At 64.4% G+C, this 22,515-nt stretch carries 24 protein-coding genes; 16 read left to right on the plus strand and 8 right to left on the minus strand.

The genetic code is table 11. The features are described from left to right. The 4 genes from ACRECS_RS07570 to ACRECS_RS07585 form a co-directional block, all read right to left on the minus strand. Positions 1 to 338 (minus strand): helix-turn-helix domain-containing protein (locus ACRECS_RS07570; protein ID WP_431582354.1); only part of this gene is annotated, 338 nt, incomplete at its 3' end. 457 nt (positions 339 to 795) lie between these two features. Next, positions 796 to 1,371 (minus strand): hypothetical protein, encoded by a 576-nt coding sequence (locus ACRECS_RS07575; protein WP_431582355.1) that lies wholly within the window; start codon positions 1,369 to 1,371, stop codon positions 796 to 798. Between the two features lie 301 nt (positions 1,372 to 1,672). Continuing rightward, positions 1,673 to 3,481: an aspartyl protease family protein gene (locus tag ACRECS_RS07580; protein ID WP_431582356.1), complete on the minus strand. Its 1,809-nt coding sequence runs from the start codon at positions 3,479 to 3,481 to the stop codon at positions 1,673 to 1,675. Between the two features lie 65 nt (positions 3,482 to 3,546). Then, positions 3,547 to 4,368, minus strand: coding sequence for a helix-turn-helix transcriptional regulator (locus ACRECS_RS07585; protein WP_431582357.1), 822 nt, complete (start codon positions 4,366 to 4,368; stop codon positions 3,547 to 3,549). A 256-nt stretch (positions 4,369 to 4,624) separates the two neighbouring features. On the opposite strand from ACRECS_RS07585, the gene ACRECS_RS07590 reads away from it, so the two are divergent. Next, positions 4,625 to 4,879, plus strand: coding sequence for a hypothetical protein (locus ACRECS_RS07590; RefSeq protein ID WP_431582358.1), 255 nt, complete (start codon positions 4,625 to 4,627; stop codon positions 4,877 to 4,879). Positions 4,880 to 4,907: 28 nt separating this feature from the next. Beyond that, complete coding sequence (locus ACRECS_RS07595) at positions 4,908 to 5,117, plus strand: hypothetical protein (RefSeq protein WP_431582359.1); 210 nt, start codon at positions 4,908 to 4,910, stop codon at positions 5,115 to 5,117. On the opposite strand, the gene ACRECS_RS07600 is transcribed toward ACRECS_RS07595, so the two are convergent. Beyond that, the gene (locus tag ACRECS_RS07600; protein WP_431582360.1) at positions 5,114 to 5,593 is read right to left on the minus strand and encodes an RNA pyrophosphohydrolase; all 480 of its coding nucleotides are present in this window, start codon (positions 5,591 to 5,593) and stop codon (positions 5,114 to 5,116) included. The genes ACRECS_RS07595 and ACRECS_RS07600 overlap by 4 nt on opposite strands. A 215-nt stretch (positions 5,594 to 5,808) precedes the next feature. Continuing rightward, positions 5,809 to 6,783: an alpha/beta hydrolase gene (locus ACRECS_RS07605; protein ID WP_431582361.1), complete on the minus strand. Its 975-nt coding sequence runs from the start codon at positions 6,781 to 6,783 to the stop codon at positions 5,809 to 5,811. Positions 6,784 to 6,847: 64 nt separating this feature from the next. Here ACRECS_RS07605 and ACRECS_RS07610 point away from each other — a divergent pair, with 64 nt between their 5' ends. The 9 genes from ACRECS_RS07610 (at position 6,848) to ACRECS_RS07650 (ending at position 16,285) form a co-directional block, all read left to right on the plus strand. Further along, on the plus strand, positions 6,848 to 7,816 hold the full coding sequence (locus tag ACRECS_RS07610) for a histone deacetylase family protein (protein WP_431582482.1): 969 nt from the start codon (positions 6,848 to 6,850) through the stop codon (positions 7,814 to 7,816). A 19-nt stretch (positions 7,817 to 7,835) separates the two neighbouring features. Next, entirely contained in the window at positions 7,836 to 9,704 is a 1,869-nt protein-coding gene (locus ACRECS_RS07615) for a 2-oxoacid:acceptor oxidoreductase subunit alpha (protein ID WP_431582362.1), read from the plus strand. Next, complete coding sequence (locus ACRECS_RS07620; protein ID WP_431582363.1) at positions 9,704 to 10,240, plus strand: hypothetical protein; 537 nt, start codon at positions 9,704 to 9,706, stop codon at positions 10,238 to 10,240. The genes ACRECS_RS07615 and ACRECS_RS07620 overlap by 1 nt, the downstream gene beginning before the upstream one ends. A 12-nt stretch (positions 10,241 to 10,252) precedes the next feature. Beyond that, complete coding sequence (locus ACRECS_RS07625; protein ID WP_431582364.1) at positions 10,253 to 11,287, plus strand: 2-oxoacid:ferredoxin oxidoreductase subunit beta; 1,035 nt, start codon at positions 10,253 to 10,255, stop codon at positions 11,285 to 11,287. Between the two features lie 22 nt (positions 11,288 to 11,309). Further along, positions 11,310 to 11,651, plus strand: coding sequence for a ferredoxin FdxA (gene fdxA / locus ACRECS_RS07630; RefSeq protein WP_431582365.1), 342 nt, complete (start codon positions 11,310 to 11,312; stop codon positions 11,649 to 11,651). 13 nt (positions 11,652 to 11,664) lie between these two features. Beyond that, the gene (locus ACRECS_RS07635; RefSeq protein WP_431582366.1) at positions 11,665 to 13,032 is read left to right on the plus strand and encodes a cryptochrome/photolyase family protein; all 1,368 of its coding nucleotides are present in this window, start codon (positions 11,665 to 11,667) and stop codon (positions 13,030 to 13,032) included. Positions 13,033 to 13,094: 62 nt separating this feature from the next. Next, positions 13,095 to 14,363, plus strand: coding sequence for a class I SAM-dependent methyltransferase (locus ACRECS_RS07640; RefSeq protein WP_431582367.1), 1,269 nt, complete (start codon positions 13,095 to 13,097; stop codon positions 14,361 to 14,363). 12 nt (positions 14,364 to 14,375) lie between these two features. Then, positions 14,376 to 15,560: a serine hydrolase domain-containing protein gene (locus ACRECS_RS07645; RefSeq protein ID WP_431582368.1), complete on the plus strand. Its 1,185-nt coding sequence runs from the start codon at positions 14,376 to 14,378 to the stop codon at positions 15,558 to 15,560. Between the two features lie 179 nt (positions 15,561 to 15,739). Further along, positions 15,740 to 16,285 (plus strand): DUF7010 family protein, encoded by a 546-nt coding sequence (locus ACRECS_RS07650; RefSeq protein WP_431582369.1) that lies wholly within the window; start codon positions 15,740 to 15,742, stop codon positions 16,283 to 16,285. A 34-nt stretch (positions 16,286 to 16,319) separates the two neighbouring features. Here ACRECS_RS07650 and ACRECS_RS07655 read toward each other — a convergent pair whose 3' ends face one another. Together ACRECS_RS07655 and purF are read right to left on the minus strand one after the other, a co-directional pair. Then, positions 16,320 to 17,030, minus strand: coding sequence for an SDR family NAD(P)-dependent oxidoreductase (locus tag ACRECS_RS07655; RefSeq protein ID WP_431582370.1), 711 nt, complete (start codon positions 17,028 to 17,030; stop codon positions 16,320 to 16,322). 226 nt (positions 17,031 to 17,256) lie between these two features. Further along, entirely contained in the window at positions 17,257 to 18,729 is a 1,473-nt protein-coding gene (gene purF / locus ACRECS_RS07660; RefSeq protein WP_431582371.1) for an amidophosphoribosyltransferase, read from the minus strand. A 129-nt stretch (positions 18,730 to 18,858) separates the two neighbouring features. Between purF and ACRECS_RS07665 the strand changes: the two genes are divergently transcribed. From ACRECS_RS07665 to ACRECS_RS07685, 5 genes are read left to right on the plus strand one after another with little or no spacing between them, the layout of a single operon-like run. Then, the gene (locus tag ACRECS_RS07665) at positions 18,859 to 19,107 is read left to right on the plus strand and encodes a DUF7218 family protein (protein WP_431582372.1); all 249 of its coding nucleotides are present in this window, start codon (positions 18,859 to 18,861) and stop codon (positions 19,105 to 19,107) included. Between the two features lie 54 nt (positions 19,108 to 19,161). After that, a complete protein-coding gene (gene hisI / locus ACRECS_RS07670; protein WP_431582373.1) occupies positions 19,162 to 19,524 on the plus strand; it encodes a phosphoribosyl-AMP cyclohydrolase in 363 nt (120 codons plus the stop codon). Then, positions 19,521 to 20,030: a hypothetical protein gene (locus tag ACRECS_RS07675; protein WP_431582374.1), complete on the plus strand. Its 510-nt coding sequence runs from the start codon at positions 19,521 to 19,523 to the stop codon at positions 20,028 to 20,030. The genes hisI and ACRECS_RS07675 overlap by 4 nt, the downstream gene beginning before the upstream one ends. A 37-nt stretch (positions 20,031 to 20,067) precedes the next feature. Next, positions 20,068 to 20,481: a MerR family transcriptional regulator gene (locus ACRECS_RS07680; RefSeq protein ID WP_431582375.1), complete on the plus strand. Its 414-nt coding sequence runs from the start codon at positions 20,068 to 20,070 to the stop codon at positions 20,479 to 20,481. A 25-nt stretch (positions 20,482 to 20,506) separates the two neighbouring features. Further along, positions 20,507 to 22,309 carry an acyl-CoA dehydrogenase C-terminal domain-containing protein gene (locus tag ACRECS_RS07685; protein ID WP_431582376.1) on the plus strand — a complete coding sequence of 601 codons (1,803 nt, stop codon included), beginning with the start codon at positions 20,507 to 20,509 and terminating at the stop codon, positions 22,307 to 22,309. Positions 22,310 to 22,515: the final 206 nt, after the last annotated feature.

Consider the following 22,515-nt stretch of genomic DNA (forward strand, 5'->3'; position numbering starts at 1 on the left):
CGCATCCATTGCAGCGCGGCGGTGATGTCGGGGCGCACTTCGCGCTTGTAGCGCACGATCACCGGCGCTTCGCTGGCAACCGGGTGGTAGACGCGCACCGCCTCCTCCTCATAGCCGATCGCACGCTCGTACAGCGCGCGCTCGACCCGGTCGTCGGCGACCTCTTTCCCGAGCCGGGTCGCCTCGGCGAACTCAGGATAGGCGGCGCGCCAGCGAAAGATCGTCATGCGACAGACGCCGAACGCTGCGGCAAGTTCGCGATCGGTCAGGCCCTGGGCATAAAGCTCCTGCGCCTGGCGGATATAATCGGTTTTGAAAGTTGAAGGACGTGTTTCCATGCTGCCGGGATAACGCGGGTTTCATGGGGTTTGAATCGAGGGCACGATAAAGTGCGCAGGGGAGATATGTTACACCGGTTGTGCCGTATTTCGGTGCGACGATGTGTTGGAAATTTGAAGTAAATCACTGAATATAGGTGATTATTATAGAGGCGGCATATCGTGGTCAGTATCGCAATCCAGATCAGGAGCAGCATGACGGGCACAGTCACGACCAGCGCAATGCCTGTGCCGACGGGGCCGAGCGGCGCGGTATGGGCGCCCCGTTTCCATGCCCGGATCGCCAGCCAGGCCACGACAGCAAATACCATAGCGGGCGCGAGGAAGGGCAGACCGTCGGCACGGCGAAGCAGGCCGTGAACCCATAAAATGGGAGCCACTTACATATGGGGTTGAACGGCAAAATTCGTGATCAGGCGACTGGCAGCTTCTGGCAGATAGTTGAGGTAAGCGGCCTCTATCCCTCCCGGCGAGTGCAGGTGGCCGTGGCATCGGGACCGCCATGCCGGGGTGAATATTTCAGCTGGGTACAGCGCCGTAAACTTTTGAACATAGAGGAAGCGACGGAGCGAAGGCCAACGGCAGCGCGTTCGTAATCGAGAGCTGCATCGGCAAATTCGGCCTGGTAGGCCTTGATTTGCTCCGGTTCGATCGCGCTGCAACGCGCGAGGGTTAAACCAAAGGCCTTCGTTCCGGATCGCCAATCCCTGGCGCTGCCCGGCCGCGCTCTATAAGCTGTGTAGTAGCCACCGAGTACGCACGTATCCGGCAGATTTGCGCGAATGGGATATCGATAGGATCGAGTGAGCGTTTCGCCGTCATCCTCGTACAGGGCGGATATCTTTCCGTCCGCAGATGACCAGGTCAGACGTAATTTCGCTACGCAGGCGGCATAGTGGAGAACCGCTACGGGCGGATTGCTCTCAACACAGTCTTCGCGCTCCAATCGGAATGCACCGTAAGCAGCGACGGGACTCGTCTGCGAGTCCCGAAGCATGTAATCCTGCGCAAGGAGTGCGAGAATGATGAGCATACTCCCATGCTAGTTGGTTGACTCAAAGTCTGCAATCAGGGCTCGAAATGCCGGCGCTGAACGGCGCGGTTTGGGACGGAAGCGGAATGACCGCTTTATGAGTGTATGACCTGGTATTGTGTCCCCGAAACAGGAAGTCATGTCGTATGAGCTGAACGGCATCGCCGGCCTTGGCGGTGCTCCGATAAACCTTTGAATATTAGTGATATTATTCCTAATAAGGTCGCGACGGCGGGGCACTCTATGAGCCGAGTCATTAAGTAAACTGTCACCGAATTATCGATGCTCACCCTGGCGAGGTTCATTTGCGCCGCGGCTTGCCGGGCAGCGGCAGCATTTCGCGCAACACGATCTCGGCATCCCGCTCCTGGCCATCGCGGACGTAGCGCACCGGCACATGAGTTCCCGGCGGCTGCGTGAACACACGGGTGAGGTCGCCGCCGCTGATCGCCCGCGCGCTGCGTCCATCGATGCTGAGCAGCTTGTCGTTCTTGCGCAGTCCTGCCTGCGCGGCGGGTCCGCCCTCGTTCACGAGGCTGAGCAGGACCGTCTCCGGATCGGTCTTGATCGCGCGCAGCCCGGCGCGGCTGAACGGGACCGGCACATATCCCGGCACATAATCCATGCAGATGCGGGACCGGCCATAATCGAAGGTGATCGTATAGTTGGCCAGCGTATGCGTGCCGAGATTGCCGGCCTCGCTGACCGACAGGCTGACCCCGCCCTTGTCGTCCGATGTGCGGACCATCGGATAGCGCACCGTGCCGCCACCGACGGTGCCACCCACACTGAACGTCCGCGCGTAGCTGACCCAGTTTTGCGACGCGCCGCCGGCGCCGTAGGACACCGCCTGGACGCCGCGATTGTAGCGCGCGACGAGGCCATTCTGCTTCAGCCAATGCATATAGAGCATGGTCGATCCGTTGTTCCCGGTATCGATGGTGAACGGCGCGCGGACGCCGTCGAGCAGGGCGTCGATCGTCGGCATGTCGTCCGTGAAACGCGTCGCCACCCAGCCGCTCTTGCAGGTCACATTCTGGTCGCGCGGCAATAAGGTCAGCGTGCCGGCGCGATAGTCGAGCCGGGTGATGAAGCGTTCGACCACCTCCAGCCCGAGCAGACCGGCAAGCGGCGGCTGCGCGCCGCGCTCCAGCGACGAATAACCGAGATCGAGCACCGAGAAGGCCTGGTCGCGCATCACCGCATCGCCGATCCGCAGCTCCTTCACGCGGGTGAATTGCTGCTCGATCGTGCCCGCGCCGGTGCCGCCGCTGCGCACGCCGCCGACCGGGGTCAGGCCGAGCGCGCGCGCCGCGTCAGGCGAAACGATGCTGTGCCCGCCGGTGTCGAACAGGAAGTGCATCGGCCGGCCGTTGATGCTTGCCTCGATCACCAGCTGCGGAAAGACCGTCGCGGCGACCGTCGTGCCCATGGCGGGAAGCAGGTGATCGTCGGGCTGGCGTGGCGCGGCATAGCTGTCCGCCGGCGCCGTGGGGAGCAGGCGGTAGGTGTCGATGATGGTCCGCTCTTCATTGTTGCCGTCGGACCGCACCACCGCGAACGGCAAGCGCCGCTCCGCGACCGTGCGATAGTCGGTGTAGCGCGTCTCGAGCTTGCGGAACCAGTCCTGCTCCACCGCGCGCGCCAGATCGCCGGTCGCCGCATCGAACCATAATTCGACCGGCTCGCCGCCGCGCGGCGTCGCGGTCACCACTGAATATCGCTGTCCCTTTTCGGTCCGCTCGATCGCCGCGCCGCGCCGTGCGCCGCCGAATCCCGCCTGGAGCCAGCCGAACCGGGCCAGCCACGCACTGGTCTGCGTCCGCCGCTGCGCGAAGGGGCTGTCGAGCTTATGGCTGCCGCCCGATGGTTCGACCCGCCAGTGCGTGTGTCCGTCGTAAGTCTCGGCAATGCGGAACGCCGTCAGGTCGGTGCGCGTCGCGAAGCGTCCGTCACCCAGGTCGTTGACCGATTGCCATGTTCCCGCCAGCCCGGCGGCGGTGATCTTTCCACTCGCGACCAGCGTTTCGCGCGGTTGCCATTCGCTTGCCGGCGCGCTCCCGATCAGCAGCAACGCCGCCCCGCTCATGATCCATTTCGTCCGCACCATCGCCGTCTCCTTGTGGACAGGTTAGCGCAGGCGCTCCCGTCCGGTCTTGGACGGCGTTAGCGCGATCAGGACGCGCGTTGCATGCGCCGCGTGCCCGGTGCCACGCCATAGTGCCGCCGGAACCAGCGCGTGAAATGCGCCTGGTCGTAAAAGCCGGTCGCCGCCGCGATCTCGGCAATCGACAGGTCGCCGGCGATCATCGTGTCCGCCAGCGCCAGCCGCATGCGCCGCGAATAGGCCCCGATCGTCTCGCCGGTCGCCGCCCGGAACGCGCGACACAGATGCGCCGGGTGGACTCCTGCCTCGGCCGCCAGCGCCGACAGGTCGGGCGGCCGCGCCGGACTGGCCGCGATCGCATCGCGCACGCGCCCCAACCACGCAGGCGCCATGTCGAGGTCAGCGCCGCGCACCGCGCGCGCCGCGATCTCGAGCACCGCGCCGACCACGCCCAGCGCGGCGCCGGAATCGCGCGTCATGAGCTCGCGCTCCAGCCGGCCCAGCGCCGCATCGCCCGGATCGAGCCGCACCGCCCGATAATCGCCGAACAACCCCGCCAGTGCCGGATCGTCGAGCCACTGCGCGTCGAAATAAAGGTTCACGCAGCGCGTCGATTGTGCCCCGAAGCGGTTGGCGTGCACATGTCCGGCGGGATGCGCGACGAGCGAGCCGCGCCGGCAATCGATCTCACGCGTTGCCGCCTGGGCGTAACCGCCCGCCAGCACCACGCAGAGATAGGCCGCGCCATGCTCGTGCCGCGGCAAGCTGCCCGCGCCATCATGTTGGCGGTGGCTGGCGAGCAGCCCATGCGCCGCGACGTCGCCCAGCCCGTCGCCGAGCGAGACGCGCGCCGGAACATGGGTGACGGAAAGGTCGCTCGATGGGTGCACGACCCCGCTCTACCGCGCCCTTCGCGCTGCCTCAATCGTGAAGCTCAATGACGCGACGTCACCGAATTTCCCGGACGCTTTCCCTGACGCGTGATGGACGGGCCAGTGGTGGAGGCTTCAATAAGGGGGTTAAGTAAACTGTCACCGAATTTGTCCACCGAATTACAGCCCAGCAAACTATGGCAATATCGCAATGTCACTCAATTGGACGTGTCTGAACTCGGGAGGGCACTCCAGATCTGTGAGGAGATAGCCGATGCAATATGCGACGGGGCAGAAGATCAGGGCCGGCGACGAGGTTATCGCCGATGGCATGAAAGGAGTGGTCGTCTGTGACTTTGATGGCCGTGAGTTTGCAGAAGGCTATGAGGCTTGGGACACGCCCGAGACTGAAATGCTCGGTGGCGGCACTCTGTCCTCAGGCGTAATGATCCATACCGCCGAGGCTGGCTTGATCCACTATCCGGATGAAAGCGGTGCAATCCACTGCGTTTCATCCCCAAACCGATAGTCGACATCCCATGACGAAAAGACTCACCATGGCCGAGTCATTACCGGCAACCGCGGTCGATGCCGCGAGCAAGAAGAGCTCCGCGTACATCATCCCGGCGCTCAGGCGTCTGCCGGGGCTGCTGCATTTTCATGCCGGTGTCTCGCCGAAGGGCTCGATCGTGCAAGTCAGGGTCTGGGACAGCGACGAGCATGCGGCGCAGCTGGACCGACTGAAGGAAATGGTCGGCCCGTCCTAAGCCAGATAGGACGCAAACCCGGCCAGCACTTCATCGTAGAGCGCTTTCTTGAACGGGACGATGACCTCGGGCAGTTCGGCCGGGTCGGCCCAGCGCCAGGCGCGGAATTCCTGGTGCTTGGTCTTGATGTCGACATCGCTGTCCTCGCCGAGGAAACGATAGAGGAACCAGCGCTGCCGCTGGCCGCGCCATTTTCCTTTCCACACCTTGCTGATCATGTCCTCGGGCAAGTCGTAGAACAGTTCGCGGTCGATCGTCGCGATCAGTTCGACCTTGTCGGGGGTGATGCCGGTTTCCTCGCCGAGCTCGCGGATCGCCGCCTGTTCGGCGTCCTCGCCGTCATCGATCCCGCCTTGCGGCATCTGCCAGGCCTCGAGCATGGAATCGATCCGCTGGCCGACGAACACCTTGCCCCGGGCGTTGAGCAGCATCACGCCGGCGCAGGGGCGGTAGGGCAGGGTTGCGGGGTCGGTCATTGGTTTTTGTCCCGGTGAGATCGGTGCGATTCCGCTTGGCTATCCGTCCTGTTGCCGCTGCGTCAAACCAGGATCCTCCCCGGCACGGGGAGGGGGACCAGCGAAGCTGGTGGAGGGGGTGTGCCAAGCAGCGTTCCGCCTGGGGAGATCCCCCTCCACCATTCGCTGAAGAAGCGAATGGTCCCCCTCCCCGGCACGGGGAGGATCTGGTCTGCCTAACTCGCCGCCTGCGCCATGACGCGGTTGGCCTCGGCTTCGGCGATGATGGTCCTGAACACCGCCAGCGCGCCGGCGACATCGCCCTGTGAGGATGGGATCGCCTGGCGCAGGGTGATGAAGCCGTGGATATTGCCGACAGCCTCGCGATAGGTGGTCGGCACGCCGGCGTTGATCAGCGCGGCGGCATAGGCACGGCCCTGGTCGCGCAAGGGATCGAGGCTGGCGGTCACCACCAGCGCGGGCGGCAGGCCGGCGAGCGGGCCGAGCAGGGGCGAGGTGCGGATATGGGTGCGTTCGGCCTGATAGGCGGCCTCGAACCAGTTCATGCTGTCGCGGGTGAGCAGATAGCCTTCGGCGAATTCGTCGAAGGAGGGCAGCTCGCGGCTTGAATCGGTCGCGGGGTAGATCGGGAATTGCGCGATCACCGGGACCTTGGCGGGGGCGTCGCGCAGCGCGACGGCGGTGACGATCGAGAGATTGCCGCCCGCGCTGTCGCCGCACACGATCAGGCTGGTGACCGAGCGGCCGAGTTCGGCCGGGCTTTGCGCGACCCAGCGCGCGGCGGCTTCGCAATCATCGGGCGCGGCCGGCCAGGGATGTTCCGGCGCGAGCCGGTAATCGACCGAGACGACGGGGAGGTCGAGCACGCGCGCGGCCTCGGCACAGAAGCTGGCATGGCTGACGATGTCACCAATGACGAAGCCGCCGCCATGATAGAACAGCACCACCGGGCCCGGCTCGCGCGCGGCGCGGGCGTCGAACAGGCGGGCGGGGATGTCGCCGGCCGGGCCGGGGATCGTCAGGTCGGCGACCGTCGCCAGGTCGCCCAGCGGCAGATCCGCCACATCCTTCATCGCGACATAGATCGCGCGTGCCGCCGGCGCGTCGAGCTCATGCATTTTCGGGCCCGGCACATTGTTGAGATAGGTCAGGAAGCCGCGGACATCGGGGCGGACGAACGGATCGGACATGAATGGCGTCTCCTGACAGGGCCGGTGCATGGCGAAGACCGGCGTTCGCGCTTACCTAGGCATGATGATCGCGCTCGTCCATCACCCGGATTATGTCGCGCCGGCCCCGGCGCGCAGCACCTATCAGTGGAACAAGAACGGCCTGATCCGCGACCTGCTGAAGGCGAGTGAGGCGGAGCTGGAGTGGTTCGAGCCCGAGCCGATGCCGGTCGCCTGGCTCGAGGCGGCGCATGATGCCGATTATGTCGCCGAAGTGCTGGAGGCACGCGTGCCGGCGGGCAAGGAGCGGCGGATCGGCTTTCCGGTCACGCCGCTGGTCGCGCGGCGTGCGGCGGTGGTGCCGGGCGGCACCTGGCTGGCGGCGCAGCTGGCGCTCGACCGCGGCTTTGCGGCGAATACCGCGGGCGGTAGCCATCATGCGCTGGCCGATACCGGCGCGGGCTTCTGCGTGTTCAACGATCTGGCCGTCACCGCGATCCGGCTGGTCGAGGAACGCAGTGTCGAGCGGGTGCTGGTGGTCGATTGCGACGTGCATCAGGGCGACGGGACCGCGGCGCTGACCGCGGGGCGTCCCGATATCGCGACCTATTCGATCCATGCCGAGAAGAATTTCCCGGTGCGCAAAGCCCGCTCGACGCTCGATGTGCCACTCGCCGACGGGGTCGGGGACGAGGCCTATCTCGACACGTTGCGCGAAACGCTGACGCCACTGATCGACGCGTTCCAGCCGGCGCTGGTGCTGTATCAGGCGGGGGTCGATCCGTTCGCGGGCGACCGGCTTGGCCGGCTCAGCCTGACGCTGGACGGGCTGGCGCGGCGCGAGGCGCTGATCGCCGGGCTGATGATCGATCGCGGTATCGCGCTCGCCAGTACCGTGGGTGGGGGCTATGGGCTGGATGCGATGGAGGTTGCGCGCCGCCATGTCAGTTCAATCCTCGCGCTGGGACGCGCCTTTGAAAAGAAGCAGTTGCACCCGCCCGCGCATTTTCTACCTTGGGCTCGCAGCGTCGCGGGCCTAGACGACGCACACTGAAGTTTACAGGAAGATGACAATGGCGACCGCCGTGCATGAGGTGACACCCGAAGAGGCGTCCGCCCACCCGCTTGCAGAATCCGTCGTGGTTCGTTTCGCCGGCGACTCGGGCGACGGCATGCAGCTGACTGGCGGCCAGTTCACCTTGTCGACAGCGTTGTCGGGCAATGACCTGGCGACCTTCCCCGATTTCCCGGCCGAAATCCGCGCGCCGCAGGGCACCTTGTTCGGTGTTTCCGCCTTCCAGATCAATTTCGGCTCGACCGCGATCGAGACCGCGGGCGATGCGCCCGATGTGCTGGTCGCGATGAACCCGGCGGCGCTCAAGACCAATGTCGAGGCGCTGAAGCCCGGCGGGCTGATCATCGCCGACGAAGGCGAATTCTCGAAGCGCAATCTCGACAAGGCGAAATATGAGGTCAGCCCGCTGACCGACGGCAGCCTGGCCAAATGGCAATTGCTCGCCTTCAACATCTCGCAGCTGACGCTCGATGCAGTGAAGCCGTTCGGGCTCGGCAACAAGGAAGCGCTGCGCTGCAAGAATATGTGGACGCTGGGGCTCGCGCTGTGGATGTTCGATCGCGACCGCCAGCCGATTATCGACTGGCTGAAGTCGAAGTTCGCCAAGGCGCCGGTGCTGGCCGAGGCGAATATCGCCGCGCTCAATGCCGGCCATGCTTACGGCGAGACCGCCGAGCTCGCCGGGCCGATGAAGCAGCATCACATCGCGGCGGCACCGGCGGAGGAGGGCCTGTATCGCACTGTCACCGGCGCCGAGGCGATCTCGCTGGGCCTGGTCGCCGGCGTGCAGCTCGCCGATGTGCCGATGTTCTTCGGCGGCTATCCGATCACCCCGGCCTCGGCGATCCTGCATCACCTGTCGCGGCTCAAGGAATATGGCATCACCACCTTCCAGGCGGAGGACGAGATCGCCGCGGTCGCCTCGGCGATCGGCGCGTCCTATGCCGGGCAGCTTGGCGTCACCTCCTCGTCCGGTCCCGGCATCGCGCTGAAGGGCGAGGCGATCGGCCTGGCGATCATGACCGAGCTGCCGCTGGTGGTGGTCAATTCGCAGCGCGGCGGCCCGTCGACCGGCCTGCCGACCAAGACCGAGCAGTCGGATCTCTATCAGGCGGTTTATGGCCGCAACGGCGATGCGCCGATGCCGGTGATCGCGGCGCGCTCGCCCGCCGACGCGTTCGACTGCGCGATCGAGGCAGTGCGGATCGCGGTGCAATATATGACGCCGGTGATGCTGTTGACCGACGGCTATATCGCCAATGCCGCCGAGCCGTGGAAAGTGCCGGACATGAGCAGCTACGCGCCGTTCCCGGTGACCTATTTCGACCATGTGCCGGAGGGCGGGTTCCTGCCCTATGGCCGCGACGAGAAGCTGGCGCGGCCCTGGGTCAAGCCCGGCACGCCCGGCCTGCTCCACCGCATCGGCGGGATCGAGAAGCAGATCGGCACCGGCAATATCGAATATGGTGCCGCCAACCACCAGAAGATGACCGAGATCCGCCGCGACAAGGTGGCGAACATCGCGGTGCCCGATCAGCAGGTCGAGCTTGGCGAGACGAGCGGCAAGCTGGCGCTGGTCGGCTGGGGATCGACCTTCGGCCCGATCCATCAGGCGGTGCGGCGCATGCGCCGCAAGGGGCATGACGTGTCGCACATCCATATCCGCCATATCTGGCCGATGCCGGGAAATCTCGGTGACTTGCTAAAGGGTTATGACAAGATCATCGTACCGGAAATGAACACCGGGCAGCTCAAGACGGTGCTGCGCGATCAGTTCCTGGTTGATGCGAAACCGCTCAACAAGATTTCCGGCCAGCCCTTCATGATCTCCGAGATCGAAGCCGCGATCGAAGGGGCGCTGGCATAATGTATCGCTCGCTGACCCTGTTGGTGGCCCTCGCCGCGACTGTCGCGCCGGCCGTACAGGCTCAGCCCGTGACGAGCGATCGGCTGGAGGCTGCGCTCGATGCATTGCCGACCGATATTGCCGGCGTTCAGCATCGGCCACGCGAGCCGGGTGAGCCGCTGGTGGTCTATGGCGGTCAACTCGACGGGAGCCCGCTGATTGCCGTGGCGATGGCCGATATCGGCACGCCGAGCAGCCCGGACACCGCACGGACGCTCGGGCGGGGCGATGCCAAGGTGGCCGGCCTGATCAAGATCCTGTTCGAAGGCCGGTTCGCGGTGCCGGGGCACCCCGACGCAGTGACGTTTTTTGGTGAGTATCTGACCAATAAAGGTCTGAAACAGGCCTGGCTGCTCGAGCGTGGGGGGCAGCGGACCATGGTTTCGGTGACTATCTTCCGTACCGAGGATCGTCGTCGCGTATTTGACGACATCCGTGCCCGGCTGCTCGGTGGAGCGGTGATGATCAAGGCGCCGCTTGCGGCAAAGTCGAACTGAAAGACCTGACCGATGAACGACATGACACCCATCGCCAAGACCACCCCGAAGGACTGGGAAACCGACCAGGAAGTGCGCTGGTGCCCGGGATGCGGCGATTATGCGATCCTGAAGGCGGTGCAGCGGACCATGCCGGAACTGGGTGTGCGGCCGGAAAACACCGTGTTCGTAAGCGGCATCGGCTGCTCGTCGCGCTTCCCTTATTATATGGAAACCTATGGCTTCCACACCATCCATGGCCGCGCGCCGGCGGTGGCGACCGGGGTCAAGCTGGCCAATCCCGATCTCGACGTGTGGATCATCACCGGCGACGGCGATGCGCTGTCGATCGGCGGCAACCACACCATGCATTTGCTGCGCCGCAATCTCGATTGCCAGGTGCTGCTGTTCAACAACGAGATTTACGGCCTGACCAAGGGGCAATATTCGCCGACCAGCCGGGTCGGCACGCGTTCGCCGTCGACGCCGTTCGGGTCGGTCGACCGGCCGGCTTCCCCTTGCGCTTTCGCGCTCGGGTCGGGCGCGCGCTTCGTTGCCCGCGCGATCGACGTGAACAAGAATTTGCCGACGGTGCTCAAGGCGGCGCACGCGCACAAGGGCGCGAGCTTCATCGAGATCTACCAGAATTGCATCGTCTATAATGACGATGTGTTCGCCAGCTTCACTGACAAGGACAAGGCGCAGGCCGGGCAATTATGGGTCGAGCATGGCCAGCCCTTGCTGTTCGCCGGCGGGACCAAGGGGATTGCGCTCGACCAGGAGCGGCTGATCCTCAAGATCGTCGATGTCGTCGATGGCGATTGGGCCGCGGCGAAGGTCATCGTGCATGACCAGACCAACCGCGCGGTCGCGCATATGCTGGTCGAACTGCCGCTCGGCACCTTCCCGGTCGCGCTCGGCGTGATCTACAATGACCCGGCACCGACCTTCGAAAGCGCGGTGGTCGCGCAGAACAAGCAGGCGTCCGAGGGCAAGAAGCCCGATTTGCAGAAGCTGCTGTCGCAGGGCCAGACCTGGCAGGTCGAAAAACAGCCGCACGCGATGTGAGTGAGGGCTTGAGGAAGCGATCATGACGTTCGTCGTCACCGATGCCTGCATTCGGTGCAAATATATGGATTGCGTGGAAATTTGCCCGGTGGAGTGTTTCCACGAAGGCGAAAACATGCTGGTCATCAATCCCAACGAGTGCATCGATTGCGCGGCGTGCCTGCCCGAATGCCCGGCCGAAGCGATTGTCCCGGATATCGAAAGCGGGCTCGAGCAATGGCTTGAGCTCAACCGGACCTTCTCGGCGCAGTGGCCGATCGTGAGCAACAAGGCCAACCAGACGCCGGCCGATGCCGATGACCACAAGGGCGAGGCCGGAAAATACGAGAAATATTTTTCCGCTTTGCCGGGCGAGGGCGATTGATCCAGCGCCTGACATGAGGGGCGCGACGCTCCTCTGGCTGCGACGGGATCTGCGACTGGGCGATCAGGCCGCGCTGACCGCCGCCGCGGGGGAAGGGCCGGTCATTCCGGTCTATATTCTTGACGACGAGACCCCAAGGCACCGCAGGATGGGCGGCGCCTCGCGCTGGTGGCTGCACCATAGCCTCCAGTCGCTTGGCGCCGATCTGCGCGACAAGGGCTCCCAGCTGATCCTGCGGTGCGGCAAGTCGGACGAGGTTCTTGCCGCACTGGCGACGGAAACCGGCGCGACGCGGGTGCATTGCCTGCGCCATTACGAACCCTGGTGGCGCAATGCCGAGAAGGCCGTCGCAACATCGCTCGATCTGGTGTGCCATGACGGCAATTATCTGGTGCCGCCGGGATCGGTGACCACTGGCGCGGGCCAGCCCTACAAGATCTATACGCCGTTCTGGCGGGCGCTGAACGAGCATATGCCGCCGCCCGAACCTGCGCCTGCGCCGCATGAGATTCCGGCACCGGACCATTGGCCCGAGAGTGACCGCCTGAACGACTGGGGTTTGTTGCCCGACAGGCCCGACTGGGCAGGGGGCTTTCGCAAGGAATGGACGCCAGGAGAAGCGGGAGCCATCGAGCGGCTGGACGATTTCATCCCCAAGGCGGCGCATTATGATGTCGGCCGCAACCTGCCGTCCGAAGAGTCGAGTTCGCGCCTCTCGCCGCATCTCCATTTCGGCGAGATTTCCCCTGCCACGGTGTGGCACCACGCGCTCAAGGCGAAGGGAGATACGACGGTTTTCCTGAAGGAGATCGCCTGGCGCGATTATGCGCAGAACGTGATCCTGCAATATCCCGATTATGGCAAAGCCAATGGCCGGCCGGCGCTGGACGGCCTGGCCTGGCGGAGCGGCAAAGCGGCTGATGCCGATCTGAGTGCGTGGCAGACGGGACGGACCGGCTATCCGATCGTCGATGCCGGCATGCGCCAGCTCTGGGCTACTGGCTGGATGCATAATCGCGTGCGGATGATCGCGGCGTCGTTCCTGATCAAGCATTTGCTGATCGACTGGCGCATCGGCGAGCAATGGTTCTGGGACACGTTGGTCGATGCCGATTACGCCAGCAACAGCGTCAACTGGCAATGGACCGCCGGCACGGGCGTTGATTCCAACATGTTCGTGCGAATCATGGCGCCACTCACTCAGTCGGAGAAGTTCGACGCGGGCGATTATATCCGCGAATGGGTGCCTGAACTCGCCGCGTTGAGCGACGCTGCGATCCATGATCCCGAGGCGGCGGGGTGCCGTCCGAAAACCTATCCCGCAAAGATCATTGGCCACCGCGAAGCGCGGGAACGCGCGCTGGCGGCGGTGAGGCAGTGACGTGACCGTGCCATCAAGAATCGCTTTTCGCCGCCCCGTACCGGGTGCATGAGGCTGCGGATATGAGTGCGACCGTGCCAAACAGGGGACGCCGGTTCGGGGCAAGAACGGCGCGGGGAGAGGGAGGCGCCGGCTGGCTGCTCAACCGCTTTTCGTGGGCGTTCCACCGTGTCCTTGACCGGATCGACCGGGGGCTGGAGCAGGGCGCGATCGAGGTGTCGCTGCCCGATGGATCGCGGCGCCTGCTCGGCGGCCGAAAGCCGGGACCGGTGTCGATCGTCGACCTGCGCAGCTGGCGCGCGCTGCTCCGTCTGGTGCGTAACGGATCGGCCGGCTGGTACACTGCCTGGGTCGCGGGGGAATGGTCGAGCCCTGATCCGGTGCCGCTGTTCGATCTGTTCATGCGCAATGGGCGATCGCTTGGCGATACGGCGCGGGCCAGTGGCGTGGCGCGGCTCGCGCGGCGCATCGGCTATTGGCTGCGCCGCAACGACAAGGCCGGAGCGCGGCGCAATATCGAATTCCATTACGATCTCGGCAATGATTTCTACCGCCTGTGGCTCGACCCCGGCATGACGTATTCGAGCGCGCTGTTCGCCGAGCCGATCGACCCGGCCCAGACGCTTGAATCGGCGCAAGGCACCAAGCTGCAGGCGATGCTCGATCGCACCGCGACCAAGCCGGGCGATACGATCCTCGAGATCGGCAGCGGCTGGGGCTCATTCGCCGAACGCGCCGCGCGGGCGGGGCGCAAGGTCCATGGCATCACGCTGTCGGCCGAGCAGAAGGCGATGGTCGAGCAGCGCATCGCCGATGCCGGGCTGGACGGCGTCACCGTCTCGCTGACCGATTACCGCGATGTCGCCGGCACCTATGACGCGGTGGTCAGCATCGAGATGGTGGAGGCGGTCGGGCAGCATTACTGGCCGGCCTATCTTCGCGCCATTGCCCATGCCCTGAAGCCCGGCGGACGCGCGGCGATCCAGTATATCATCATCGATGACGCGCTGTTCGAGGGCTATGCGCGCAATGTCGACTTCATCCAGCGCTTCGTCTTTCCGGGCGGCATGCTGCTCTCGGAAAGCCGTTTCCGCGCGCTGGCGGAACGCAACGGGCTGGCGTGGCAGGACCGGGTCGGCTTCGGCCTGCATTATGCCGAGACGCTGCGGCGCTGGCGGGAGGCTTTCGATGCGGTGGTCGAGGCTGGGCAGCTTCCGCCGGAATTCGATAAGGATTTCGTGGACTTGTGGCGTTATTATCTGATGTACTGTGAAGGCGGTTTTCGCGGCGGTGGGATCGATGTCGCGCAGGTGACGCTGGTCAAACAATAAAGGGAGACGAGAATGCGGCGGCTGGCGATATTGGGCGCGGTGGCGCTGGCGGGGATCGCAACTCATGTCGAGCAAAGCAGGGCGCAAGCGGTCCAATCGCCTGAAGTTCGCCTGTCGACCGGCGATACGGACAAGATACGCAGCGCGGGGGCGACGATCCTGTTCTGGTCGCAGGCGCAGCGCGATCAGAATTTCCCGGCGATGGAGAAGCTCTTTCCCGGCCATATCGTCAGCGCAGGCGGCAAGGTCCATCCCTTGCCGCAGGGCAAGCCGCTGCCGCTCGATGCCGCGGGGGTCGACGCCTATATGGCGGCGCAGAATGTCGCCGGGCTGATCGTGCTGCAGGACGGCAAAATCCGCCTCGAACGCTATGCCCGCGGCTATTCGGCGGAGGGGCGCTACACCTCCTTCTCGGTCGCCAAATCGTTCAGCTCGACGTTGGTCGGCGCGGCGATCCGCGACGGGTTTATCAAATCGGTGTCCGAGCCGGTGACCAAATACATCCCCGAGCTGGCCGGCAGCGGCTATGACGGGGTGACGATCAAACAGCTGCTGACGATGACCTCGGGCGTCAAATGGAACGAGAATTACACCGATCCGAAATCCGATGTCGCGACGATGTATGCCAAGCCGGTGCCGGCCGGTGTCGATCCGACCGTCGCCTATATGCGCACCCTGCCGCGCGAAAGCCCGCCGGGCGAGAAATGGGTCTACAAAACCGGCGAGACCAATCTGATCGGGGTGCTGGTGAAAAAGGCCACCGGCAAGCCGCTGGCGACCTATCTCAGCGAGAAAGTGTGGAAGCCGTACGGCATGGAGCGCGACGCGTTCTGGATGATCGACCAGTCAGGCCAGGAAATCGGCGGCTGCTGCCTGTCGGTCTCGCTGCGCGATTATGCGCGGATGGGCCAGCTGGTGCTCGACGGCGGCAAGGGGATCGTGCCGGCCGGCTGGTTCGCCGATGCGACCCGCGCGCAGGTCGAGACCTCGCCCGCTTATGGCTATGGCTATCAATGGTGGACCTATCCCTATGGCCGTTTCGGCGCGCAGGGGATTTTCGGCCAGAGCATCTTCATCGACCCGGCGAAGAAGATCGTCATTGTTGCGTCGGGTGCCTGGCCAAGGGCGACCGGCGATGACCTGAAGGCAGAGCGGGCGATGTTCCAGCTGCAGGTGATCGAGGCGGCGGGGAAGTAAGGTCGCCGGATTGAGGGAGCCAGAAGCCAGACGCCGAATGGGGCATTGAGAAGGCCTGTCACGATAACGGTCGTACAGCGATCGGAGCGTGACGCGACATAGGTCGCGAGCTACACCTTCCGCGTCCGAGCATAGGTCATTGCAATCGATTGGGGCGGCACTTGGTGGATTATTCAACGATGACGCTTGCCGATGCGCGACGGGATTACCTCGCGACCTGCACCACGGCCATGCCGATCGGCGGACTCATTGCATGGACGGCGCTGGCCCTGGCTTCTTACAGCCTCGGTAAAGATCTCCCGATTTTCGCGCCCTTCGTTGCGGCTGCCAGCCCTGTCCCGCTTGCGTTGATCATCGACAAATTGCGCGGAAAACTGGGCATTTGGGCGGAAGGTCAGGACAATCCGGTGAGCCAGCTGTTCATGCGCTTCATTACCGTCGTCGGGCTGTTGATTCCGTTCGCTGCAATCGCGGCGCAGGCTGCCGGCAATCTCGACATATTGATACTCGGTCTCGCAATCTTCGCCGGGATCATGTGGGTCCCGCATGGATGGGGCGCGGACGATCCGGCCGGCTTCATCCATTTCGTGATAAGAGCGGTACTCTGCTACGCCGCCTATCTGTTGGCCCCTGAAGCGATCCGCGGTGCGACCATCGCCGGTGCCGCAGCTTTGACCTATATCTATGCTATTGCAGCCATGAGAAAGCCGTCATCCGCACGGTAACTGCACCGCCCCGGGGCAGAAGCAGTTCCTTTCGTCAGTCGATCCGCTCGACATGCCCGGTGTCGAAATCCTCGGCGATCAGCGCGGCGATCCGGTTGGCCACCACCTCCGGTTCCTTCACCGAGGCCGGATCCTCGCCGGGATAGGCGCGCGCGCGCATCGCGGTGCGGGTTGCGCCGGGGTCGATGATCGCGGTGCGGATCGAGCTGATCCGCTGCATCTCGTCGCCATAAGCCGCGATCAGCGTTTCGAATGCCGCCTTTGACGCGCCATAAAGGCCCCAGAAGGCGCGCGGCTTGCGCCCGACGCTGGAGGTGATGCCGAGCACACGGGCGCGCGGCGATTTGCGCAGCATCGGGTCGAACGCGGCGATCAGCGCGGCCTGAGCGCTGACATTGAGCGTCAGGACCTGGGCCAGTTCCTTGGCGTCGATCGCCGGTACCGGCGCGAGGCTGCCGAGCATGCCGGCGTTGAGCACCATGATGTCGAGCTGTTCCCAGCGCTCGCCGATCGCCGCGCCGAGCCGGGCGATGCTGTCGGTTTCGGTCAGGTCGAGCGGTGCGATCGTCGCGCTGCCGCCGGCATCGAAGATCGCGGTTTCGACCTCTTCCAGATCCCTGGCGGTGCGCGCGGTGAGAATGACATGCGCGCCGGCCGCGGCCAGTGCCTTGGCGGTCGCTGCGCCGATCCCGCGGCTGGCGCCGGTGACGAGCGCGATCTGGTTGGCGAATGGTTTGTCGGTCATCAGAGGTTCCATCGTACGTCGTCACCCCGGACTTGTTTCAGCGTCCAGGCGCGATCGCCCGTCAAACGGGCGACGCTCATGGGGTCCATGACCGCGCATGCGTTCGGACGAGATTGTATCCCCCGGATACAATCTTGGTTTGCTGGGGGCAAACCAAAGTCCGAACGCTGAAACAAGTTCAGCATGACGTTATTTTGTTGGTTAGCTCACTCGCTCCGCGAGCAATTTAGCTGACTCGCTCCGCGAGCAGGGCGAACTGATCGACCGAGGCGACATCGTCATGATCGGTCAGCATGGTCGGATAATCGCCGGTGAAGCAGGCGTCGCAATGGCTCGGGCGGGTGTCCGAGCGGTTCGCCTCGCCCAGCGCCTTGTACAGGCCGTCGATCGATACGAACGCCAGGCTGTCGGCCTGGATATAGGTGTTCATCTCGGCGATGTTCATGTTGGCGGCGAGCAATTTGGCGCGTTCGGGCGTGTCGACGCCGTAGAAGCAGCTGTGCCGCGTCGGCGGGCTGGCAATGCGCATATGCACTTCGGCCGCGCCGGCATCGCGCATCATCTGCACGATTTTCAAGGACGTGGTGCCGCGCACGATCGAATCGTCGATCAGCACGATTCGCTTGCCCTTGATCAGCGCTCGGTTGGCATTGTGCTTCAGCTTGACGCCGAGATGCCGGACCTCGTTGTTCGGCTGGATGAAGGTGCGCCCGACATAATGCGAGCGGATGATGCCGAGCTCGAACGGAATGCCCGATTGCTGGGCATAGCCAAGCGCGGCGGGCGTGCCCGAATCCGGCACCGGAATGACCAGGTCGGCATCGACCGGGCTCTCGATCGCCAGCTGCGCGCCGATTTCCTTGCGTACGGTATAGACGCTGCGGTCCTCCGAGATCGAATCGGGGCGCGAGAAATAGACATATTCGAAGATGCACGGGCGCGGCTCGGTCGGCGCGAAGGGACGGTGCGAGGAGACCTCGCTGCCCTTGACGATGACCAGCTCGCCCGGATCGATCGAGCGCACAAAGGTCGCGCCGACCACGTCGAGCGCGACGGTTTCCGAGGCGAAGATCACCGCATCGTCGAGCTTGCCCATCACCAGCGGGCGGATGCCGAGCGGGTCGCGGCAGGCGATCATGCCCTCCGGCGTCATCACGATCAGCGAATAGGCGCCCTCGACCCGCTTCAGCGCGTCGATGAACTTGTCGACAAAGGTGCGGTAGTTGGAGGTCGCGACGAGATGGATGATCGTCTCGGTGTCGGAGGTCGACTGAAAGATCGATCCGCGCCGCACCAGGTCGCGCCGCAGCCGCATCGCGTTCGAGATATTGCCGTTATGGGCGATCGCGAAGCCGCCCGAGGCGAGATCGGCATAGAGCGGCTGGACGTTGCGCAGCGCAGTCTCGCCGGTGGTCGAATAGCGCACATGGCCGCAGGCGACATTGCCGCGCAGCTGGGCGATGATCGCCGGGCTGTCGAAATTGCCTGCGACATGACCCATCGCGCGGTGGGTATGGAATTCGGCGCCGTCGAAACTGGTGATTCCCGCCGCCTCCTGGCCGCGGTGCTGCAGCGCGTGCAGGCCGAGCGCGACAAGCGCGGCGGCGCCGTCGCTGCCTGAGGCGCCAAAGATGCCGCACTCTTCGCGCAGCTTGTCCCCATTTGCATCGGGGAGGTCGAACGGATTGGTTGTCAGCATGGCGCCCTTCGGGGGAGTAAGCGGCGCCCGCCATATAGGCATGCGATCCGCGTTTGTCGCGTTTTTGTCACATCAATCGGGAGCAATCTGCCGCATCGGCGGTTTTTCGTGGTTCAGGAGGTACTTATCATGGCCAAAGATCACGGACCGACGGTCAAGAACGACAAACTCTATGAGGATTTGCGCCGCGACGGCGCATCGAAGGAGAAGGCCGCGCGCATCGCCAACGCCAAGGCGGCCGGCACGCTCGACCATCGCAGCACGCAGCTGGAGGATCGCAGCAAGGCCGATTTGGAAAAGGAAGCGCGCGAGATCGGAATCGAAGGCCGCTCGACGATGGACAAGGGTGCGCTGGTCAAGGCGATTCGCAAAGGGTGAGTTGGGAGATCGCCACCGCTTTCGCCGGCTTCGCGGCCGGCGTATGGCTTGGCCATGCCTGATTCCCGCGACACCGGCCTTGAGCTGAACCCCAATTACGATGCGAACGGCCTGATCACCGCCGTCGCGACCGACCGTGCGAGCGGCGAGCTGCTCATGCTCGCGCATATGAATGCCGAAGCACTGGCCGCGACGATCGCCACAAACGAGGCGCATTTCTGGTCACGGAGCCGCGGCAAGCTGTGGAAGAAGGGCGAGACGTCGGGGCATATTCTGCACGTCGCCGAGATTCGCATCGATTGCGATCAGGACGCGATCTGGCTGATCGTCGATCCCGCCGGTCCTGCCTGCCATACCGGTGAGCGGAGCTGCTTCTACCGCCGCATTGATGGCGGCGCGCTGAGCCCGGTTGAGTGAAAGCCGGCCTGATCCTGCTGTTGCTGGCGCTGAGTGCCTGTTCGCGCCAGCCTGAGGCACCAGCCAAGGCGAAGGGGACACCGGCAAACGGGCTCGAGGCGGCGGCGATCGAAGCGGGGGTGATTCCCGATCCCGACAGCAGTGACATTACCGGGCTCTATGCCCGCGATACCGACCGGGTGTGCATCGTTCCCGCCACCAGCGCGTACCGGATCGGCGTGTTCGTCGATTATGGCGATCAGCATTGCGGCGGCAGCGGGGTCGTCACGCGAGTCGGCGAGACGCTGACGCTCGATTTCCCCTCGGCGCCGGGGTGCAGCTTCGATGCGCGGTTCGAAGGCGACCGAATCGCCTTCCCGGGCAAGGTACCCGACGCTTGCGCGACGCTGTGCGAACAGCGCGCCTCGATCGCCGCGCTCAATGTCGATCGGCTGAGCGAATCGATCTCGGAAGCCTCCACGCTGCGCGACGCGAAAGGTAAGGCGCTCTGCGGCGGCGCCAATTGACATTGACGTTCACGTAAGCGGCACTAGAATGGCGGGCATGTCGACCGTCGCCGCCTATGCCGTCGTTCCGCAACGTTCAGATCGCGATCATTTTTCGATCTCCGATCTGTCCGCCGAGTTCGGCGTGACCGCCCGCGCCCTGCGTTTCTATGAGGATGAAGGGCTGATTGCCCCGGAACGGCGCGGCACGACCCGTATCTATTCGCATCGCGATCGCGCGCGGCTCGCCTGGATTCTGCGCGGCAAGCGAGTCGGCTTCTCGCTGACCGAGATTCGCGAGATGATCGACCTTTACGACATTGGCGATGGCCGCAAGGCGCAGCGCCAAGTGACGATCGAGCGCTGCCGCGAACGCGTCGCGCTGCTCGCATCGCAGAAGCAGGATATCGACGCGGCGATCGCCGAACTCACCGAGTTCGTCGCCGTCCTCGAACGCTCCCAGATTCCCTAATTCCAGCAAGGCTGAAGGACTTATAATGCCGCAATATACGCCCCCCGTTCGCGACGTGCGCTTCATTCTCGAACATGTCGTCGGGCTCGACCGCTACGCCAATTTGCCCGGCTTCCAGAATGCGACCCCCGATGTGGTCGATGCGGTGCTCGACGAGGGCGGCAAGTTCGTTGCCGAAGTGCTGTTCCCGCTCAACCATTCGGGCGATCAGGAAGGGTGCAAACGCCATGACGACGGCAGCGTGACCACGCCCGCCGGGTTCAAGGAAGCCTATCAGGCATTCGTCGAATCCGGCTGGGGCACCTTGTCCGCGCCGGAGGAATTCGGCGGCCAGGCCATGCCGCATGTCGTGTCGACTGCGTTCCAGGAATTCATGATCTCCTCGAACATGGCTTTCGCCATGTATCCTGGCCTCACTCACGGGGCGATCGCCGCGTTGCTGGTCAAGGGCACGCCCGAGCAGCAGCAGAAGTATGTTCCCAACATGGTGTCTGGCAAATGGGGCGGCACCATGAACCTGACCGAGCCGCAATGCGGTACCGATCTCGGCCTGATCCGCACTCGCGCCGAGCCGCAGGCGGATGGCAGCTATGCGATCACCGGGACCAAGATCTTCATCTCGTCGGGCGAGCATGACCTGACCGAGAACATCATTCACCTCGTGCTGGCCAAGACGCCGGGCGCGCCGGACAGCTCGAAGGGCATTTCGCTGTTCGTGGTGCCGAAGTTCATGGTTGGCGACGATGGGTCGCTGGGCGCGCGCAACGCGGTGTCGTGCGGCTCGATCGAGCACAAGATGGGCATCCACGCCAATTCGACCTGCGTGATGAACTATGACGGGGCGATCGGCTGGCTGGTCGGCGACGAGATGAAGGGCCTCGCCGCGATGTTCATCATGATGAACGCCGCGCGCCTCGGCGTTGGGCTGCAGGGCCTGGCGGTCGGTGAAACCGCCTATCAGAATGCGGTGCAGTACGCCCATGACCGCCGTCAGGGCCGTGCGCTCACCGGGCCGAAGGAGCCGAACGAGAAGGCCGATACGCTGTTCGTTCACCCCGACATCCGCCGCATGCTGATGGATGCCAAGGCGCTGACCGAAGGGTTGCGCGCACTCTGCCTGTGGGGCGCGCTGCAGGTCGATCTCGAACATGCCGCCGCGACCGATGAGGAGAAGCAGCTTGCCGCCGACCTGATCGGCCTGCTCACCCCGGTGATCAAGGGCTATGGCACCGACAAGGGCTATGACATCGCGACCAATGCGCAGCAGGTCTATGGCGGCCATGGCTACATCGCCGAATGGGGCATGGAGCAATATGTCCGCGATGCGCGGATCGCGATGATCTATGAAGGCACCAACGGCGTGCAGGCGATGGACCTGGTCGGCCGCAAGCTCGCCCAGAATGGCGGTCGTGCGGTGCAGGCCTTCTTCAAGGTGGTGGCTGACGATGTCGCGGCGGGCAAGGCCGATCCGGCGACCGCCGCGTTCGCGACCGCGCTCGAAAAGGCCGCCGGCGAGCTGCAGGCCGCGACCATGTGGTTCATGCAGAACGGTATGCAGAATCCCGACAATGTCGGCGCCGGCGCGCACAGCTATATGCACATCATGGGCATTGTCGCGACCGGCCTGATGTGGCTGCGCATGGCGAAGGCCGCGGCGGCGCTGAAGGCTGCGGGCGAGGGCGATGCCGCCTTCCTCGACGCCAAGCTGGTGACCGCGCGCTATTTCGCCGAGCGCATCATGCCCGATGCCGGTGCGCTGCGCCGCAAGATCGAGGGCGGTGCGGAAGCGCTGATGACCCTGCCGCCGGAAATGTTCGTCGCCGCCTGAACGGCGGACGGCGACTGGAGCAGTATGACCTTTGACCAGCCCACCGTCATCCCCGCTTTCGCGGGGATGACGGTGGTGGTTCAATCAAATGTTATCCTGCTCTGAATGATCTCGCGCCACGCTCTCCCCGGGTGCAGCGCCCCTCAGGTGCTGGCGTGCGAGAGCGGTCGTCCCGGCATGCTGCTTTACGTCATAAGATGGCTCGA

This window comes from Sphingomonas sp., from assembly GCF_050725575.1.
Lineage (GTDB): Bacteria > Pseudomonadota > Alphaproteobacteria > Sphingomonadales > Sphingomonadaceae > Sphingomonas.

Coding starts and splice junctions, on each gene's coding strand:
- ACRECS_RS07575 (WP_431582355.1), bottom strand. CDS start 1,371: ATGCTCATCATTCTCGCACTCCTTGCGCAGGATTACATGCTTCGGGAC.
- ACRECS_RS07580 (WP_431582356.1), bottom strand. CDS start 3,481: ATGGTGCGGACGAAATGGATCATGAGCGGGGCGGCGTTGCTGCTGATC.
- ACRECS_RS07590 (WP_431582358.1), top strand. CDS start 4,625: ATGCAATATGCGACGGGGCAGAAGATCAGGGCCGGCGACGAGGTTATC.
- ACRECS_RS07595 (WP_431582359.1), top strand. CDS start 4,908: ATGGCCGAGTCATTACCGGCAACCGCGGTCGATGCCGCGAGCAAGAAG.
- ACRECS_RS07600 (WP_431582360.1), bottom strand. CDS start 5,593: ATGACCGACCCCGCAACCCTGCCCTACCGCCCCTGCGCCGGCGTGATG.
- ACRECS_RS07605 (WP_431582361.1), bottom strand. CDS start 6,783: ATGTCCGATCCGTTCGTCCGCCCCGATGTCCGCGGCTTCCTGACCTAT.
- ACRECS_RS07610 (WP_431582482.1), top strand. CDS start 6,848: ATGATCGCGCTCGTCCATCACCCGGATTATGTCGCGCCGGCCCCGGCG.
- ACRECS_RS07615 (WP_431582362.1), top strand. CDS start 7,836: ATGGCGACCGCCGTGCATGAGGTGACACCCGAAGAGGCGTCCGCCCAC.
- ACRECS_RS07620 (WP_431582363.1), top strand. CDS start 9,704: ATGTATCGCTCGCTGACCCTGTTGGTGGCCCTCGCCGCGACTGTCGCG.
- ACRECS_RS07625 (WP_431582364.1), top strand. CDS start 10,253: ATGAACGACATGACACCCATCGCCAAGACCACCCCGAAGGACTGGGAA.
- fdxA (WP_431582365.1), top strand. CDS start 11,310: ATGACGTTCGTCGTCACCGATGCCTGCATTCGGTGCAAATATATGGAT.
- ACRECS_RS07635 (WP_431582366.1), top strand. CDS start 11,665: ATGAGGGGCGCGACGCTCCTCTGGCTGCGACGGGATCTGCGACTGGGC.
- ACRECS_RS07640 (WP_431582367.1), top strand. CDS start 13,095: ATGAGTGCGACCGTGCCAAACAGGGGACGCCGGTTCGGGGCAAGAACG.
- ACRECS_RS07645 (WP_431582368.1), top strand. CDS start 14,376: ATGCGGCGGCTGGCGATATTGGGCGCGGTGGCGCTGGCGGGGATCGCA.
- ACRECS_RS07650 (WP_431582369.1), top strand. CDS start 15,740: ATGACGCTTGCCGATGCGCGACGGGATTACCTCGCGACCTGCACCACG.
- ACRECS_RS07655 (WP_431582370.1), bottom strand. CDS start 17,030: ATGACCGACAAACCATTCGCCAACCAGATCGCGCTCGTCACCGGCGCC.
- purF (WP_431582371.1), bottom strand. CDS start 18,729: ATGCTGACAACCAATCCGTTCGACCTCCCCGATGCAAATGGGGACAAG.
- ACRECS_RS07665 (WP_431582372.1), top strand. CDS start 18,859: ATGGCCAAAGATCACGGACCGACGGTCAAGAACGACAAACTCTATGAG.
- hisI (WP_431582373.1), top strand. CDS start 19,162: ATGCCTGATTCCCGCGACACCGGCCTTGAGCTGAACCCCAATTACGAT.
- ACRECS_RS07680 (WP_431582375.1), top strand. CDS start 20,068: ATGTCGACCGTCGCCGCCTATGCCGTCGTTCCGCAACGTTCAGATCGC.
- ACRECS_RS07685 (WP_431582376.1), top strand. CDS start 20,507: ATGCCGCAATATACGCCCCCCGTTCGCGACGTGCGCTTCATTCTCGAA.